17 protein-coding genes are annotated in these 16099 nt (G+C 66.0%); 16 read left to right on the forward strand and 1 reads right to left on the reverse strand.

Going from position 1 to position 16099, the window contains the following annotated elements; translation table 11 throughout:
• The first annotated feature begins 40 nt into the window (after nucleotides 1-40).
• Nucleotides 41-1024, forward strand: coding sequence for an AAA family ATPase (locus ACT3CF_RS09255; protein ID WP_478422110.1), 984 nt, complete (start codon nucleotides 41-43; stop codon nucleotides 1022-1024).
• A gap of 18 nt (nucleotides 1025-1042) precedes the next feature.
• Here the strand turns inward: ACT3CF_RS09255 and ACT3CF_RS09260 are convergent, their stop codons facing one another.
• On the reverse strand, nucleotides 1043-2128 hold the full coding sequence (locus ACT3CF_RS09260) for a potassium channel family protein (RefSeq protein ID WP_478422112.1): 1086 nt from the start codon (nucleotides 2126-2128) through the stop codon (nucleotides 1043-1045).
• 346 nt (nucleotides 2129-2474) lie between these two features.
• Between ACT3CF_RS09260 and efp the strand changes: the two genes are divergently transcribed.
• The 15 genes from efp (at nucleotide 2475) to nuoL (ending at nucleotide 16097) form a co-directional block, all read left to right on the forward strand.
• Entirely contained in the window at nucleotides 2475-3038 is a 564-nt protein-coding gene (efp, locus tag ACT3CF_RS09265; protein ID WP_478422113.1) for an elongation factor P, read from the forward strand.
• 129 nt (nucleotides 3039-3167) lie between these two features.
• A complete protein-coding gene (locus ACT3CF_RS09270; protein ID WP_478422115.1) occupies nucleotides 3168-3989 on the forward strand; it encodes an inositol monophosphatase family protein in 822 nt (273 codons plus the stop codon).
• Between the two features lie 241 nt (nucleotides 3990-4230).
• On the forward strand, nucleotides 4231-4620 hold the full coding sequence (gene ndhC / locus ACT3CF_RS09275) for an NADH-quinone oxidoreductase subunit A (protein ID WP_478422117.1): 390 nt from the start codon (nucleotides 4231-4233) through the stop codon (nucleotides 4618-4620).
• Nucleotides 4611-5147, forward strand: a complete 537-nt coding sequence (locus ACT3CF_RS09280) for a NuoB/complex I 20 kDa subunit family protein (protein WP_478422119.1) — start codon at nucleotides 4611-4613, stop codon at nucleotides 5145-5147. The genes ndhC and ACT3CF_RS09280 overlap by 10 nt, the downstream gene beginning before the upstream one ends.
• Nucleotides 5144-6049, forward strand: coding sequence for an NADH-quinone oxidoreductase subunit C (locus tag ACT3CF_RS09285; RefSeq protein ID WP_478422121.1), 906 nt, complete (start codon nucleotides 5144-5146; stop codon nucleotides 6047-6049). The genes ACT3CF_RS09280 and ACT3CF_RS09285 overlap by 4 nt, the downstream gene beginning before the upstream one ends.
• Nucleotides 6050-6066: 17 nt before the next feature.
• A complete protein-coding gene (locus tag ACT3CF_RS09290; RefSeq protein ID WP_478422795.1) occupies nucleotides 6067-7281 on the forward strand; it encodes an NADH-quinone oxidoreductase subunit D in 1215 nt (404 codons plus the stop codon).
• A gap of 84 nt (nucleotides 7282-7365) precedes the next feature.
• Nucleotides 7366-8034, forward strand: a complete 669-nt coding sequence (locus ACT3CF_RS09295; protein ID WP_478422122.1) for a complex I 24 kDa subunit family protein — start codon at nucleotides 7366-7368, stop codon at nucleotides 8032-8034.
• Complete coding sequence (locus ACT3CF_RS09300; protein WP_478422124.1) at nucleotides 8031-8204, forward strand: hypothetical protein; 174 nt, start codon at nucleotides 8031-8033, stop codon at nucleotides 8202-8204. Before ACT3CF_RS09295 ends, ACT3CF_RS09300 begins: the two co-directional genes overlap by 4 nt.
• Nucleotide 8205: 1 nt before the next feature.
• Nucleotides 8206-9510 carry an NADH-quinone oxidoreductase subunit NuoF gene (gene nuoF, locus ACT3CF_RS09305; protein ID WP_478422126.1) on the forward strand — a complete coding sequence of 435 codons (1305 nt, stop codon included), beginning with the start codon at nucleotides 8206-8208 and terminating at the stop codon, nucleotides 9508-9510.
• Entirely contained in the window at nucleotides 9510-11531 is a 2022-nt protein-coding gene (gene nuoG, locus ACT3CF_RS09310) for an NADH-quinone oxidoreductase subunit NuoG (RefSeq protein WP_478422128.1), read from the forward strand. Before nuoF ends, nuoG begins: the two co-directional genes overlap by 1 nt.
• Nucleotides 11528-12577 (forward strand): NADH-quinone oxidoreductase subunit NuoH, encoded by a 1050-nt coding sequence (nuoH, locus tag ACT3CF_RS09315; protein ID WP_478422130.1) that lies wholly within the window; start codon nucleotides 11528-11530, stop codon nucleotides 12575-12577. The genes nuoG and nuoH overlap by 4 nt, the downstream gene beginning before the upstream one ends.
• Nucleotides 12574-13059: an NADH-quinone oxidoreductase subunit NuoI gene (gene nuoI / locus ACT3CF_RS09320; protein WP_478422131.1), complete on the forward strand. Its 486-nt coding sequence runs from the start codon at nucleotides 12574-12576 to the stop codon at nucleotides 13057-13059. Before nuoH ends, nuoI begins: the two co-directional genes overlap by 4 nt.
• 55 nt (nucleotides 13060-13114) lie before the next feature.
• Nucleotides 13115-13726 carry an NADH-quinone oxidoreductase subunit J gene (locus ACT3CF_RS09325; RefSeq protein ID WP_478422133.1) on the forward strand — a complete coding sequence of 204 codons (612 nt, stop codon included), beginning with the start codon at nucleotides 13115-13117 and terminating at the stop codon, nucleotides 13724-13726.
• Nucleotides 13723-14028: an NADH-quinone oxidoreductase subunit NuoK gene (gene nuoK, locus ACT3CF_RS09330; RefSeq protein WP_478422135.1), complete on the forward strand. Its 306-nt coding sequence runs from the start codon at nucleotides 13723-13725 to the stop codon at nucleotides 14026-14028. Before ACT3CF_RS09325 ends, nuoK begins: the two co-directional genes overlap by 4 nt.
• Nucleotides 14028-16097 (forward strand): NADH-quinone oxidoreductase subunit L, encoded by a 2070-nt coding sequence (gene nuoL, locus ACT3CF_RS09335; protein ID WP_478422137.1) that lies wholly within the window; start codon nucleotides 14028-14030, stop codon nucleotides 16095-16097. The genes nuoK and nuoL overlap by 1 nt, the downstream gene beginning before the upstream one ends.
• Nucleotides 16098-16099 lie beyond the last annotated feature (2 nt).

Consider the following 16099-nt stretch of genomic DNA (forward strand, 5'->3'; position numbering starts at 1 on the left):
GACAGCGCGCGGATCGGCGCGAGGGAGGACGGGGCGCGGCATGGCGCTGATCGGCAACGAGGCCGCGCACCACGCGCTCGCCGCCGCGATGGCCAGCGGCGCGCTCCACCATGCCTGGTTGTTCGCCGGGCCGCAGGGTGTGGGCAAGGCGAGCTTTGCCCGCATCGCGGCGCGGCGGATGCTGGCCGAGGCGACCGAGCCCGGCATCCTCACGCCCGGCTGGGACGTGCCCGCCGGGTCGCGAACCGCGCGATTGTTCGATACCGGCGCGCATCCCGATTTCCGCGCGCTGGTGCGGCTTCCCAAGGATCCCGACAAGCCCGACGAGGCGCTGGCGCGGTCGATCACCATCGCACAGGTGCGCAGCCTGCAGCCGCTGTTCGCGACCAAGCCGGCATTGTCGTCGCGGCGCGTAGTGCTGATCGATTCGATCGACGACCTTGAACGCAGCGGCGCGAACGCGCTGCTCAAGAATCTTGAGGAACCGCCCGCGGGCACGATCTTCCTGCTGGTCAGCCACGCGCCCGGACGGCTGCTGCCGACGATCCGGTCGCGCTGTCGGCTGTTGCGGTTCGAGCCGCTCGACGATGCGGCGGTGACACGGGTTCTGCACGACACGCTGGGCGAGCTTCCGGCGGCGGAACTGGCGGCGCTGGTGCGGGCGGGCGGCGGATCGCCGGGGCGTGCGCTCGGCTTTGCCGGGCTCGACATGGCCGCGATCGAGGACGATCTGGCGGCGCTGGCGACGACCGGCGACCCCGACAACCGCATCCGTGCGCGGCTCGCCCGGGCGCTCGGCACCAAGGCCGCGCAGCCGCGCTACGAGGCGTTCCTCGAACGGGCGCCCAGCTTCATCGCGGCGCACGCGCGCGAGCGCGGCGGCGAGGCGCTGCGCGTCGCACTCGACGCCCAGGCGGCGGCGCGCACGCTTGCCGGATCGGCGCTCGGCCTGTCGTTGGACGCCGGGGCGACGGTGTTCGAAATGGGCGGACTCGTGACCCGGCTGGCCCCGCCGCGTGGTTGATCCGGCCGGCGGCGCCGCTCAGTTGAGCGGGCCGCGCGGGCCGTGCGACGGCTTTGTTGACGCGAACACGGCGCGTGCCGCCGCGGCGGCATCGCGCATCACGATCGTGATGCGGTCGCCGGCGCCGATCACCTCGTCGGGGGCGGGGCGGGGGATCGTCTGTCCCGACGCACGGTCGATCTGGACGATGAACAGCGTGCCGCCCGACTGGCGTTCGGCCTCGGCGACGCTCCTGCCGCACAGCTCCGAATCGGGTGCGGCAGTGACCTGCTCGAGCTCGAGCCCGATGCGTTCGAGTTCGCGTCGCACCGTCGCCACCTCGGCTTCGGCCGACAGCATCTCGCTGTTCGGGTAAAGGATCATCCGCGCGATCGCCTCCGCGCCGATATGCGTGGGGAAGATCACCCGGTCGGCGCCGGCGTGGAGCAGCTTGCGCTCGGTGGTCGATGCCTCGCCGCGCGCGATGATCTCCAGCCGGTCGTTAAGGTTGCGGGCGCTCAGCGTGATGAACACGTTGGCGGCGTCGTCGGGCAGCACGGTCGCGAGCGCGCGGGCGCGCTGGATCCCGGCCGTGACCAGCACCTCTTCCTCGGTCGCGTCGCCAGCGAGCGTCAGATAGCCTGCCGCCTCGGCCTCGCCGCGTTTTTCGGCGCCGCGCTCCACGATCAGGAACGGCATTCCCGCGCGCGTCAGCTCCTGCGCCAGCATCGTGCCGATCCGGCCATAGCCACAGATCACCACATGGCCGGTGAGCTTCGCGATCTTGTCCTGCATCCGGTTCGCCCCGAATAATTGTCGGATCTGGAAAACGGTGAACACCTGCACCAGCGCGCTGGTGAGCAGGATCATGCCCGTGCATCCCAGCGCCATCGTCCCGATGGTCACCAGATGGAGATAGGGCGTGTCGATCGGCCGGACCTCGCCATAGCCGACCGTATAGATGGTGAGCAGCACCATATAGGCCGAATCGAGCAGGCTCCATCCGGCCGCCATATAGCCCAGCGTCGCGAGCACCACGACGCAGAGCACGAAGACGAGAATGGTCGCCAGGTTCCTGAGCGGTGACCCGAGTACCGCCTCGGCATCGTCCAGCATCGTGCGCATCGCGCGCTTGTGCCGGGCGAAGCGGCGCCTGTCCACAGCGTTGCACTGCGGAAACAACCCGATGGCGGAACGGCGCGAAGCGGGAAGTGCGGCGGATCGCCGTCGCGGCGCTTTGGGGCGGCACCTCATGCGCGCCGGGGCATGCTTCATGCCGGATTGCGCCAGCGCGTGCCGCGGCCGTTCCACGGCCGATTTCGCCAAGGCGCCGATCTGCGGGTCGCGAATGTCGGCCTGCGACCGGCCCTGAAGCGGCGAAGCAGTCCTCCGGACGGGCTCGCGCTTGCGGGTTTCGCGTCGCGCCGCTAAAGGGCCGCCCTCAGCTCTTTCTCAGCGACAGGTCTCGACCATGAAGATCAGCGGCGTGGACATCCGTCCCGGCAACATCATCGAGTATGAAGGCGGCATCTGGCGCGCCGTCAAGATCCAGCACACCCAGCCCGGCAAGGGCGGTGCCTATATGCAGGTCGAGCTCAAGAACCTGCGCGACGGCCGCAAGAACAACGTTCGCTTCCGCTCGGCCGAGACGGTCGAGCGCGTCCGGCTCGACACCAAGGATTTCCAGTTCCTGTACCCCGAAGGCGACATGCTCGTTTTCATGGACAAGGAAACCTATGACCAGACCACGCTGCCGCGCGACCTGCTCGGCGACGCCGCAGCCTTCCTTCAGGACGGCATGGACGTGGTGATGGAATTGTACGACGAAGAGCCGATCAGCGTGCAGCTGCCCGACACGATCGAGGCGACGATTGTCGAGGCCGACGCGGTGGTGAAGGGCCAGACGGCCTCGTCCTCGTACAAGCCGGCCGTGCTCGACAACGGCGTGCGCATCATGGTGCCGCCGCACATCGCGTCGGGCACGCGCATCGTCGTCGACGTGTACGAGCAGACCTACGTCCGCCGCGCCGACTGACCGGATCGCGCTCCCGCCCTGTGCGGGAGACCTGAAGGGGAGGGCGTGGCCGAGGGTCCATGCGCCTCCCCTGGTTTTTTCGGACCCTCTTCAACAGCCCCTCGCGCAAGCCGGGGGAGGAGACGCATCGTGGTTGCTCATTCCGGCCTCCTGACCGTCATGGAACGCGCGGCGCGCAAGGCCGCCCCGCGCCTTCGTCGCGACTTCAACGAGGTCCAGCACCTCCAGGTGAGCCGCAAGGGCCCCGCCGACTTCGTGTCGATGGCCGACAAGCGCGCCGAGGAAACGCTTGTCGAGGAACTGCGCAAGGCGCGACCCGACTGGGGCTTTCTGCTCGAGGAAGGCGGTGAGATCGCGGGCGATCCCGACAAGCCGCGCTGGATAATCGACCCGCTCGACGGCACGACCAACTTCCTCCACGGGCTCCCGCACTTCGCGATCTCGATCGCGGTCGAGGATCCGCGCGGGCCGCAGGGCAAGCCCGAGATCACGCACGGCCTGATCTATCAGCCGCTCACCGACGAGAGCTTCTGGGCCGAAAAGGGCCGCGGCGCGTGGTTGCAGGACCAGCGCCTGCGCGTGTCGGCGCGGCGCGAGCTGTCCGAGGCGCTGATCGCGACGGGAATCCCCTTTCTGGGGCATGGCGATTTCGTCGAGTGGAGCCGGATCTTCGGTGCGGTTGCGCCCGAAGTCGCAGGCATCCGGCGGCTGGGTTCGGCGGCGCTCGACCTGGCATGGGTCGCGGCGGGCCGGTTCGATGGCTATTGGGAATCGGCGCTCCAGCCGTGGGACGTCGCGGCGGGGCTGTTGCTCGTCAAGGAGGCCGGCGGCTTCGTCACCGACTTCCGCGGGCAGGACATGGCGCGCGAACGCAACCAGTATCTGGCGGCGAACGACGCGATCCACTCCCGCTTGCACAAGCTTGTCGCGGGCGCACTGCGCAACCGCTGACGCATTCGGGGCGGCGATGTCCGCCCCGGCAGCTTCCGATGCTATAGTGAACTATGGCAAGCGCACGGCCCGGCCCCGAAGGCCGGTGCCGGGCGTTTGTCGTGCAGGCTCTGGCGACCCTAGCGGAAGGCGGCGATTTCCCGGTTTTATTGAGAGTGATTCTCAGGGCTTTCCGGGCCTTGCCGCACAACCGTCACGGTCCTAGAAGCCCCCTCAGATTCCGCATTCGCGAGAAGGCGCCTTGGTCGATCTATCTCAATATCTGCCGATCCTGCTTTTCCTCGGGGTCGCACTGGTGCTCTCAAGCGCCTTTGTCTTCCTGCCGATCCTCGTTTCGCGAGGGACCGGCACGAACAAGCCCACGCCCGAAAAGCTCACCGAATATGAGTGTGGCTTCCCGGCATTCGAGGATTCGCGCAGCCAGTTCGACGTGCGTTTCTACCTCGTCGCCATCCTCTTCATCGTCTTCGACCTCGAAGCCGCGTTCCTGTACCCGTGGGCGGTGTCGGTGTTCAAAATGAGCACTGCCGCCCAGGCGTGGACCGCGTGGGTCTCGATGATGATCTTTATCGCCGAGCTTGCGCTCGGTCTCGTCTACGCATGGAAGAAGGGAGCGCTGGAATGGGAGTAGAACTCACCGCGCCGCCTCCGGGGACGCAGCCCAATCAGGCGTTCTTCGACGACATCAATGCCGAACTGGGTGACAAGGGCTTCCTTGTCACCTCGACCGAGGAACTGTTCCAGTGGGCCCGCACGGGCTCGCTGTGGTGGATGACCTTTGGTCTGGCTTGCTGTGCCGTGGAAATGATCCACGTCAACATGCCGCGTTACGACCTCGAACGCTTCGGTGCTGCGCCGCGCGCCAGCCCGCGTCAGTCGGACGTGATGATCGTCGCCGGCACGCTTTGCAACAAGATGGCGCCTGCGCTTCGTCGGGTCTATGACCAGATGTCGGAGCCGAAATACGTCATCTCGATGGGCTCGTGCGCCAATGGCGGCGGCTATTACCACTATAGCTACAGCGTGGTGCGCGGCTGTGACCGGATCGTGCCCGTGGACATCTATGTCCCCGGTTGCCCGCCGACGGCCGAGGCGCTGCTCTATGGCGTGATGCAGCTTCAGCGGAAGATCCGCCGGATCGGGACCCTGGAACGGTGAAGGCACCTGCACCCAAATATGCCGCCAATGACGGCGTGATCGAAGCGGCTGCGGCTGCGCTGGGCGACATGCTCGTCGAGTCGAAGGACGCCGTGGGCGAAGTTTCGCTCACCGTCGTCCGCGAGCGGCTGGTCGACGCGATGATCGCGCTGCGCGACACGCCGGGGCTCGAATATCAGATGCTGGTCGAGATCGCGGGCGTCGACTATCCGCAGCGCCCCGAGCGCTTCGACGTCTGCTATCACCTGCTGTCGCTGACGCGGAACCACCGCATCCGCGTCCGGGTGACCACCGACGAGGAAAAGCCGGTGCCGTCGGTGACTGGGATCTGGCCGGTCGCAGGCTGGCTCGAGCGCGAAACCTACGACATGTACGGCGTGCTGTTCGACGGCAACACCGATCTGCGCCGTATCCTCACCGACTATGGTTTCCAGGGCCATCCGCTGCGCAAGGACTTCCCGATGACGGGCTATGTCGAGATGCGCTATTCGGAAGAGGCCAAGCGCGTGGTCTACGAGCCTGTCGACCTGCCGCAGGATTTCCGCAGCTTCGATTTCATGAGCCCGTGGGAAGGTGCGAAGTACGTCCTCCCCGGCGACGAAAAGGCGGCACCCGGTGCCGGCCCGGCCGAGACGCCGCAGGCCAAGCCCGTGACGCCGCCCGCCGGCAGCCCGCCCGCCGTGCCGCAGGAAAAGGGCGCGCCGACCCCGGTCAGCGCGGCCGAGGTCCAGAAGGCCGGCGACAAGGCCGATGCCGATGTCGCGCCGCAGGCAAAGAACACCAAAACCGTGGAAGGCACCGCCGACACCGGCGCCGGCCAGCCGCATCCGGGCAACCAGCCGCAGGAAAAGCCGGCCGATCCGGGCGTGGTCCCCACCAAGGGTGAGGGGCAGAACCAGTGAGCGACACTGTCGAACAGATGATGGCGCACGACGCGGTGAAGGATCCCGCGACCGGTGATGTCGCCATCGCCAACTACACGATCAACTTCGGCCCGCAGCATCCGGCGGCGCACGGCGTGCTTCGCCTCGTCCTCGAACTCGACGGCGAGATCATCGAGCGCGTCGATCCGCATATCGGCCTGCTCCATCGCGGCACCGAAAAGCTGATCGAGTACAAGACCTATACCCAGGCGCTGCCTTATTTCGATCGCTTCGACTATTGCTCGCCGCTGTGCATGGAGCACAGCTTCGTGCTGGCGGTCGAGAAGCTGCTCGACCTCGAGGTGCCGCTGCGCGGCCAGTATCTGCGGACCTTCTTCGCCGAGCTGACCCGCATCAGCAACCACATGCTGAACCTGGGCTCGCACATCATGGACGTCGGCGCGATGACGCCGAACCTGTGGCTGTTCGAGATCCGCGAGGACTGCCTCAACTTCTTCGAACGCGCTTCGGGCGCGCGCATGCACTCCAACTATTTCCGCGTCGGCGGCGTGCGGCAGGACGTGCCGCTCAAGCTGCTTACCGACATTGCGGACTGGCTGGACACGCGCCTGCCGCGGCTGTTCGAGGACGCGATCAGCCTCGTCGCCGAAAACCGCATCTTCAAGCAGCGCAACGTCGACATCGCGACGGTCAGCCGCGATGACGCGATCCGCTGGGGCTTTTCGGGTCCGATGATTCGCGCCGCAGGCATCCCCTGGGATCTTCGCAAGTCGCAGCCCTATGACGCGTATGACAAGGTCGATTTCGACGTGCCCGTCGGCACGCGCGGCGACTGCTATGACCGGTTCATGGTGCGCGTCGAGGAAGTCCGCCAGTCGGCGCGGATCATGAAGCAGTGCCTCCAGCAGATGCCCGAAGGCCCGGTAAAGAGTCAGGACCACAAGGTCGTGGCACCGACCCGCGGCCAGATGAAGCGGTCGATGGAAGCGCTGATCCATCACTTCAAGCATTTCACCGAGGGCTATCACGTCCCGGCGGGCGAAGTGTATGTCGGCACCGAAAGCCCCAAGGGCGAATTCGGCGTCTACCTGGTCGCCGACGGCACCAACAAGCCGTACCGGTGCAAGGTGCGGCCGACGGCCTTCAGCCACCTTCAGGCGATGGACTTCATGTCCAAGGGGCACATGCTCGCCGACGTCACCGCCGTGCTCGGCGCGATGGACATCGTGTTCGGGGAGTGCGACCGGTGATTGCCGCGACGCTGCCCGTGAACCTTCATCTTGCGGCCCCCGTGCGCAACGGCGCGCGGGCGGACCGCGCTGGGATCCGCATCCATGGCTGACGCACCCAATATTCCCGACGAAGCCGAAGTCCGCGCGCGCTGGGGCAATTTCGCCTGGACGGCGGAAAATGCCGAGAAGGCGCGCGAGATCATGGCGCGCTATCCGGCCGGCCGGCAGCAGTCGTGCACGATTCCGTTCCTCGACCTTGCCCAGCGCCAGGTCGGGGCAGAGACGAACACGCAGGGCTGGCTTCCCGTTCCGGTGATCGAGTTCATCGCGCGTGAGCTCGAACTGCCCTATATCCGCGTGTACGAGGTCGCGACCTTCTACACGATGTTCAATCTGGCGCCTGTCGGCCGCTATCACGTCCAGGTGTGCGGCACGACGCCGTGCATGCTGCGCGGCAGCGACGACGTGCTGGCGGCCTGTGCCGCGCGCGGGATGAAGAAGGGGCATACCACCCCCGACGGCCTGTTCACGCTCACCGAGGTCGAGTGCATGGGCAATTGCGCCAATGCACCGATGGTCCAGATCAACGACGATAATTTCGAAGATCTGGACTATGACAAGACGCTCGCCGTGCTCGACGCGCTGGCGCGGGGCGAGACCCCGAAGGCCGGACCGCAGAACGGGCGGCACACGAGCGAGCCCGAGGGCGGGCCGACGACGCTCAAGGCGATGGTCGACGAAAACCACGACTATCGCGGGGATTGGGCATGAGCGACAACACTCAGAAGCTGATCGTCACGATCCTTGCCGTGATCGGCGGGTTCGTGGTGCTCGGCTGGGTGTTCAAGCTCGCTTTCAAGCTGATCGGGCTCGGCATTCTCGTCGGCCTGATCGTCATTGTGTATCTGCTTTTGCAGAAGATGGTGGGGAAGGGGCGCTAGGGTGCTCGAAGACAAGGACCGCATCTTCACCAATGTCTACGGCTTTCAGCCGTGGAACCTGTCGTCCGCCATCCAGCGCGGCGACTGGGACAATACCAAGGCGCTGCTGGCGCTGGGGCAGGACACGATCATCGATCGGATCAAGGCCTCGGGGCTGCGCGGCCGCGGGGGCGCGGGCTTCCCGACGGGCATGAAGTGGAGCTTCATGCCGAAGGAGCCGACGCCCAACCGTCCCAATTTCCTGGTGATCAATGCCGACGAATCCGAACCGGGTTCGTGCAAGGACCGCGAGATCGTCCGTCACGATCCGCACAAGCTGATCGAGGGCGCGCTGATCGCGGGCTTCGCGATGCGTGCGCGGGCGGCCTATATCTACATTCGCGGCGAATATATCCGCGAGGCGCAGACGCTGTTCGCAGCCGTCGCCGAGGCGTACGACGCCGGGCTGCTCGGCAAGAACGCCGCGGGCTCGGGCTATGATTTCGACGTGTTCGTCCATCGCGGCGCCGGCGCCTATGTGTGCGGCGAAGAAACGGCGATGCTCGAAAGCCTCGAGGGCAAGAAGGGCCAGCCGCGGCTCAAGCCGCCGTTCCCGGCGGGCGCGGGCCTTTACGGCTGCCCGACCACGGTCAACAACGTCGAGTCGATCGCGGTCGTCCCCACCATCCTGCGGCGCGGTCCCGAATGGTTCTCGTCGTTCGGACGCGACAACAACAAGGGCACCAAGCTCTTCCAGATCTCGGGCCATGTGAACCGCCCGTGCGTCGTCGAAGAGGCGATGGGCATCCCCTTCCGCGAGCTGATCGAGAAGCATTGCGGCGGCATTCGCGGCGGCTGGGACAATCTGCTCGCGGTGATCCCGGGCGGCTCGTCGGTGCCGCTGGTTCCGGCGGCGCAGATCATGGACGCGCCGATGGACTTTGACGGGCTCAAGGCCGTCGGTTCGGGTCTGGGCACGGCCGCGGTCATCGTCATGGACAAGTCGACCGACATCGTCCGCGCGATCAGCCGCATCAGCTACTTCTACAAGCATGAGAGCTGCGGCCAGTGCACGCCGTGCCGCGAAGGCACCGGCTGGATGTGGCGCGTGATGGAGCGGCTGCGCACCGGCGACGCCGACATCAGCGAGATCGACATGCTCCAGCAGGTGACGAAGCAGGTCGAGGGCCACACGATCTGTGCACTCGGTGACGCCGCCGCCTGGCCGATCCAGGGCCTGATCCGCCATTTCCGCCCCGAGATCGAGCGCCGCATCAACGCGCGCAAGTCGGGCGGCATCGAAACCATGCAAGAGGCGGCAGAGTAATGCCCAAGCTCAAGGTTGACGGAATCGAAGTCGAGGTGCCGCAGGGCGCCACCGTGCTGCAGGCCTGCGAGGCCGCGGGCAAGGAGATTCCGCGTTTCTGCTATCATGAACGGCTGAGCATCGCCGGCAACTGCCGCATGTGCCTGGTCGAGGTGAAGCCCGGACCGCCCAAGCCCCAGGCTTCGTGCGCGCTTCCGGCTGCCGAGGGGCAGGAGGTCCGCACCGACAGCGCGATGGTCAAGGCCGCGCGCGAAGGCGTGATGGAGTTCCTGCTCATCAACCACCCGCTCGACTGCCCGATCTGCGATCAGGGCGGCGAGTGCGACCTGCAGGACCAGTCGGTTGCCTATGGCCGCGGCAACAGCCGCTTCGGCGAGAACAAGCGCGCGGTCACCGAAAAATATATGGGCCCCATCATCAAGACGGTGATGACCCGCTGCATCCAGTGCACCCGCTGCGTCCGCTTCGGCGAGGAAGTCGCCGGGGTCGAGCAGATCGGCGCGATCTATCGCGGCGAGAACATGCAGATCACGACCTATCTCGAGCACGCGTTCAAGAGCGAGCTGTCGGGTAACGCCGTCGATCTGTGCCCGGTGGGCGCGCTGACGCACCGTCCGGTCGCGTTCGAATACCGCCCCTGGGAGCTCAAGCGGAACCTGTCGATCGACGTGATGGATGCCGTCGGCACCAACATCCGCGTCGATACGCGCGGGCGCCAGGTGATGCGCGTCCTGCCGCGGATCAACGAGGACGTGAACGAGGAATGGGCGCACGACAAGACGCGCTACCATGTCGACGGCCTCGTCCGCCGTCGCCTCGATCGTCCGTTCATCCGTCGCGACGGCAAGCTCGTCGAAGCCAGCTGGGAAGAGGCGTTCGAAGCGATCGCCACCGTGGCGCGCGCGGCGGGATCGAGCGTTGCGGCGATCGCCGGCGACCTGCTCGACTGCGAGACGATGTTCGCGGCCAAGTCGCTCGTCAACGCGCTCGGCTCGACGCTGCTCGAGGGGCGGCAGACCGGGATGGACTATGACGTGTCCAACCTCGGCGCGGTGGCGTTCAACCCGACGATCGCGGGCGTCGAACAGGCCGATGCGATCCTGCTCGTGGGCACCAACCTCCGCTGGGAGGCGCCGCTCATCAACACGCGCATCCGCAAGGCGATCAAGCGCGGCGCCAAGGTGTTCGCGCTCGGGCCGGAGGTCGATCTGACCTACAAGGTCGAATGGCTCGGCAACGATCTCGCCACGCTCGGCCGCCTGCCGGAAAGCGTCGTTCAGGCATTTGATGCGGCGAAGAAGCCGGTCGTCATCGTCGGCCCCGGCGCGCTCGCCAACGGCTTCGGCGCGGCGCTTGCGCTCGTCGAGCCGATGAAGCTCGTGCGCACGCTCGACGACGGCATGTCGTGGAACGGCTTCGGCGTCATCCACACCGCCGCGGCGCGGATGGGCGGGCTGATGCTCGGTTTCGCGCAGAAGGGCGGCATCGCCGACATCGTCGCGGCGGCGCCCAAGCTCGCCTTCTTCCTCGGCGCCGACGAGGTCGATTTCGGCAAGTTCGCGGGCAGCTTCAAGGTGTTCATCGGTCATCACGGTGACAAGGGTGCACACCACGCCGACGTGATCCTGCCGGGTGCGGCCTATACCGAAAAGCCCGGCACCTATGTGAACGTCGAGGGCCGCGTCCAGCGCGCCGATCGCGGCGTGTTCCCGCCGGGCGATGCCCGTGAGGACTGGTCGATCCTGCGTGCCCTTTCGGACAAGCTTGGCCACACGCTGCCGTTCGACAGCTTCGACGAACTGCGCGCGGCGATGGCCGTCGCGGTTCCCGCGCTGGCCGAGGAAGGGCTGGTGCGCTTCGACTGGGCGCCGCCGTCGCTCGCCGCGACGGCCAGCGGGCCGATCGCCTATCCGATCGCCGACTTCTATCTCACCAACGCCATCTGCCGGGCGTCGCCGACGATGCAGCGCTGCTCGGCCGAACTGCTCCATGGCGAAGCCTTTGCGGAGGCCGCAGAATGACCTCGTGGTTCACCTATCTCGGTCTGCCGTTCGGCTGGGCCTGGTTCGTCGCCACGCTGATCGACATCCTGGTCATCGCGCTGCCGCTGATGCTGGCGGTCGCCATGATCATCTATGCCGATCGCAAGATCTGGGCGGCGATGGCGCTGCGCCGTGGCCCGAACGTCGTCGGCCCGCTGGGCCTGCTCCAGTCGTTCGCCGACGGTCTGAAGGTTTTCCTTCAGGAAACGATCATCCCGTCGGGGGCGAACAAGGGGCTGTTCCTGCTCGCGCCGATCATCACCTTCACGGTCGCGCTGATCGTGTGGGCGGTGGTGCCGTTCCAGGTCGGTGTCGCGCTCGCCAACATCAATGTCGGCCTGCTCTATGTGCTCGCGGCGTCGTCGCTCGGCGTCTACGGCATCATCCTCGCCGGCTGGTCGTCCAACTCGAAATACCCGTTCTACTCGGCGATCCGCGCCGCGGCGCAGATGGTCAGCTATGAAGTCTCGATCGGCTTCGTGCTCATCTCGGTCGTGATGTGGGCGGGCACGTTCAACATGGGCGGCATCGTCGAGGCACAGAAGGGCTATTACGGCCTCCTCAACGGCAATTTCGCCAACCCGCTGCTGTTCCCGATGGCGATCGTGTTCTTCATCTCGTCGCTCGCCGAGACGCAGCGCGCGCCGTTCGACCTGACCGAGGCGGAGTCGGAGCTCGTCGCGGGCTACCAGACCGAATATTCGTCGATGGCGTTCGCGCTCTACTGGCTTGGCGAATATGCCAACGTCATCCTGATGTGCGCGCTCAACGCGACGCTGTTCTGGGGTGGGTATCTGCCGCCACTGGATATTCCGGCGTTCTATTATGTGCCGGGCATCATCTGGCTGCTCGCGAAGATGGCGTTCTTCTTCTTCTGCTTCAGCTGGGTGAAGGCAACCGTCCCGCGCTATCGCTATGACCAGCTGATGCGGCTGGGCTGGAAGATTTTCCTCCCGCTGTCGCTGTTCTTCGTCTTCCTCGTTTCCGGGTTCCTCATGTTCACCCGTATCGGAGTGCCCGCATGAGCGTCGCACAGATCATCCGCTCCTATACGCTGTGGGAGTTCGTCAAGGCGCACGCGCTGACCTTGAAGTACTTCTTCAAGCCGAAGGCGACCATCAACTATCCCTACGAAAAGAACCCGCTTTCGCCGCGGTTCCGTGGGGAGCACGCGCTGCGCCGCTATCCGAATGGCGAGGAACGCTGCATCGCGTGCAAGCTGTGCGAGGCCGTCTGCCCGGCGCTGGCGATCACGATCGAGGCCGAACCGCGTGAGGACGGCAGCCGCCGGACGACGCGCTACGACATCGACATGACCAAGTGCATCTATTGCGGGCTGTGCCAGGAAGCGTGCCCCGTCGATGCCATCGTCGAGGGACCGAATTTCGAGTTTTCCACCGAAACGCGCGAGGAGCTGATCTACCAGAAGGAGAAGCTGCTCGAGAACGGGGACCGCTGGGAACGGGCGATCGCGGCGAACCTTGCCGCGGACGCGCCGTACCGGTAATCGCCGCCACGACTCTTGGGGCCGTCATGATCCACATCAAATCCGTCGAGGCTGCGTGATACAGCTCCTAGCCTTTTATCTGTTCGCCGCGGTGGTGGTGCTTTCGGGCACGTTCACCATCCTGGCGCGCAATCCGGTCCACAGCGTGCTGTGGCTCATCCTCGCCTTCTTCAACGCGGCAGGGCTGATGCTGCTCGCGGGCGCCGAGTTCATCGCGATGCTTCTCGTCATCGTCTATGTCGGCGCGGTCGCGGTGCTCTTCCTGTTCGTGGTGATGATGCTCGATATCGACTTCGCCCAGCTGCGGGCCGGCGTGATGCGCTATGCCGCGGTCGGCGTGCTGCTCGCGGTCGCGCTCGCTGCGGAGATCATCTTCGCGGTCAGCGCATGGCGCGCGGGCGGCCTGTCGCTCGGCCGGCGCGCTGCGCCGGTCGATCCGGGCGTTCCCAATATCGAGGCGATCGGCAACCTGCTCTACACGCGCTACCTCTATCTCTTCGAGGGCGCGGGGCTGGTGCTGCTCGTCGCCATGATCGGCGCGATCGTGCTCACCTATCGTCACCGCAGCGACGTGCGGCCGCAGAATGTCGGCCGCCAGGTTCGCCGGCGTGCGGCGGATGCGACGCGCCTCGTCAACCAGCCCGTGGGCAAGGGGGTCGAGCTGTGATCGGACTCGAACATTATCTGGTCGTCTCGGCCATCCTGTTCACGCTGGGGGTGCTCGGCATCTTCATGAACCGGAAGAACCTGATCGTCATCCTGATGGCGATCGAGCTCATCCTGCTCAGCGTGAACCTGAACCTCGTCGCGTTCTCGTCCTTCCTGGGTGACCTGGTGGGGCAGGTGTTCGCGATGTTCGTGCTGACCGTCGCTGCCGGCGAGGCTGCGATCGGCCTGGCCATTCTCGTCATCTACTTCCGCGGTCGTGGCACGATCTCGGTTGAAGACGTTAATCGGATGAAGGGCTGATGGCGCCGCTACACCTCATCGTTTTCCTGCCGCTCGTCGCGGCGATCGTCGCCGGCCTTTCGAACAAGGCGTTCGGCAAGACGTTCCCGAAGGTCGTCACCACGGCCTCGCTGTTCGTCGCCTGCGCGTTTTCCTGGTCGATCTTCCTGCCCTATCTCAACGGCACCGCGCAGCCGGTCGTCGTGCCCGTGCTCGACTGGCTCAATTCGGGTCCGTTCCAGGCACAATGGGCATTGCGCGTCGACGCGCTCACTGCGGTGATGCTCGTCGTCGTCACCAGCGTCTCGGCGCTCGTTCACCTCTATAGCTGGGGCTATATGAGCGACGAGCCCGACCAGCCGCGCTTCTTCGCCTATCTGTCGCTGTTCACCTTCGCGATGCTGATGCTCGTGACGGCCGACAATCTGGTGCAGATGTTCTTCGGCTGGGAAGGCGTCGGTCTCGCCTCGTACCTGCTGATCGGCTTCTGGTTCCGCAAGCCCAGCGCCAATGCCGCCGCGATCAAGGCGTTCGTCGTCAACCGCGTCGGCGACTTCGGCTTCATGCTCGGCATCTTCGGCACCTTCCTGGTGTTCGGCACCGTCTCGATCCCGGCGATCCTGGCGGCCGCGCCGAACATGGCGGGGTCGACGATAGGCTTCCTGTGGTTCCGCGCCGACACGATGACCGTGCTCTGCCTGCTGCTGTTCGTCGGCGCGATGGGCAAGTCGGCGCAGCTCGGCCTGCACACCTGGCTTCCCGACGCGATGGAAGGCCCGACCCCCGTGTCGGCGCTGATCCACGCCGCGACGATGGTGACCGCGGGCGTGTTCATGGTGTGCCGCCTGTCGCCGATGTTCGAGATGAGCCACACCGCGCTCACCGTCATCACGGTGATCGGCGCCGCGACCTGCTTCTTCGCCGCGACCGTCGGCCTGGTGCAGACCGATATCAAGCGCGTGATCGCCTATTCGACCTGTTCGCAGCTCGGCTACATGTTCTTCGCGGCCGGCGTCGGCGCCTATGGCGCGGCGATGTTCCACCTGTTCACGCACGCCTTCTTCAAGGCGCTGCTGTTCCTGGGTGCCGGCTCGGTGATCCATGCGATGCACCACGAACAGGACATGCGCTTCTACGGCGGGCTGCGGAACAAGATCCCGGTCACCTTCTGGACGATGATGGCGGGTACGCTCGCGATCACCGGCGTCGGCGTTCCCGCGCTGTTCGGCAATCCGGTGGCGTTCGGCTTTGCCGGCTTCCACTCGAAGGACGCGATCATCGAGGCGAGCTATGCCGCGGGTGCCACCGGCGCCTTCTGGGTCGGCGTGTTCGTCGCGCTGCTCACCAGCTTCTATTCGTGGCGCCTGGTGTTCCTCACCTTCTACGGCAAGCCGCGCTGGGCGGGCTCGGAGCATATCCAGCATGCGGTGCACGACGCGCACGGTCACGGCCATGACGATCATGCCCACGCGCACGCTGCGCATGGCCATGACGATCACCACGCGCACGATCACGGCGACGGCACGGCGGGCTATCACCCGCACGAAAGCCCGCTGGTCATGCTGATCCCGCTGCTCGTGCTCACGATCGGCGCGGTCGCGGCCGGCTTCGTCTTCCACGGCGCGTTCATCGAACCGACCGCGGGCGAAACCTATTGGAAGGGCGTCATCGCCTTCAACGAGCACCTGATGCACGCGATGCATGAAGTGCCGGTGTGGGTGAAGCTGTCGGCCACGGTGGCGATGCTCACCGGCCTCGGTTCGGCGATCATCGCCTATATCGTGGCGCCCGATCTGCCCGCCAAGGTCTCCTCGGCGCTGCGTCCGCTCTACCTCTTCCTGCTCAACAAGTGGTACTTCGACGAGCTCTACAACTTCCTCTTCGTGCGTCCGTCCATGGCGATCGGTCGCATCCTGTGGAAGGCGGGCGACGAGAAGACCATCGACCGTTTCGGCCCCAACGGTGCCGCCTATGTGACCAAGCTGGGCAGCATCGCCGCCGTGCGGCTCCAATCGGGATACCTCTATACCTATGCCTTCATCATGCTGATCGGGCTCACCGCCGCGCTCACCTGGATCATTGCGGGGTGATG

The sequence above is a fragment of the Sphingomonas chlorellae genome (assembly GCF_056485145.1).

Bases quoted from the DNA above. Each gene is read 5' to 3' on its own strand.
- ACT3CF_RS09295 (WP_478422122.1), top strand. From the start codon at position 7,366: ATGGCTGACGCACCCAATATTCCCGACGAAGCCGAAGTCCGCGCGCGC.
- nuoH (WP_478422130.1), top strand. From the start codon at position 11,528: ATGACCTCGTGGTTCACCTATCTCGGTCTGCCGTTCGGCTGGGCCTGG.
- ACT3CF_RS09260 (WP_478422112.1), bottom strand. From the start codon at position 2,128: ATGCGCACGATGCTGGACGATGCCGAGGCGGTACTCGGGTCACCGCTC.
- ACT3CF_RS09255 (WP_478422110.1), top strand. From the start codon at position 41: ATGGCGCTGATCGGCAACGAGGCCGCGCACCACGCGCTCGCCGCCGCG.
- nuoG (WP_478422128.1), top strand. From the start codon at position 9,510: ATGCCCAAGCTCAAGGTTGACGGAATCGAAGTCGAGGTGCCGCAGGGC.
- nuoI (WP_478422131.1), top strand. From the start codon at position 12,574: ATGAGCGTCGCACAGATCATCCGCTCCTATACGCTGTGGGAGTTCGTC.
- efp (WP_478422113.1), top strand. From the start codon at position 2,475: ATGAAGATCAGCGGCGTGGACATCCGTCCCGGCAACATCATCGAGTAT.
- ACT3CF_RS09300 (WP_478422124.1), top strand. From the start codon at position 8,031: ATGAGCGACAACACTCAGAAGCTGATCGTCACGATCCTTGCCGTGATC.
- ACT3CF_RS09280 (WP_478422119.1), top strand. From the start codon at position 4,611: ATGGGAGTAGAACTCACCGCGCCGCCTCCGGGGACGCAGCCCAATCAG.
- ACT3CF_RS09290 (WP_478422795.1), top strand. From the start codon at position 6,067: ATGATGGCGCACGACGCGGTGAAGGATCCCGCGACCGGTGATGTCGCC.
- nuoL (WP_478422137.1), top strand. From the start codon at position 14,028: ATGGCGCCGCTACACCTCATCGTTTTCCTGCCGCTCGTCGCGGCGATC.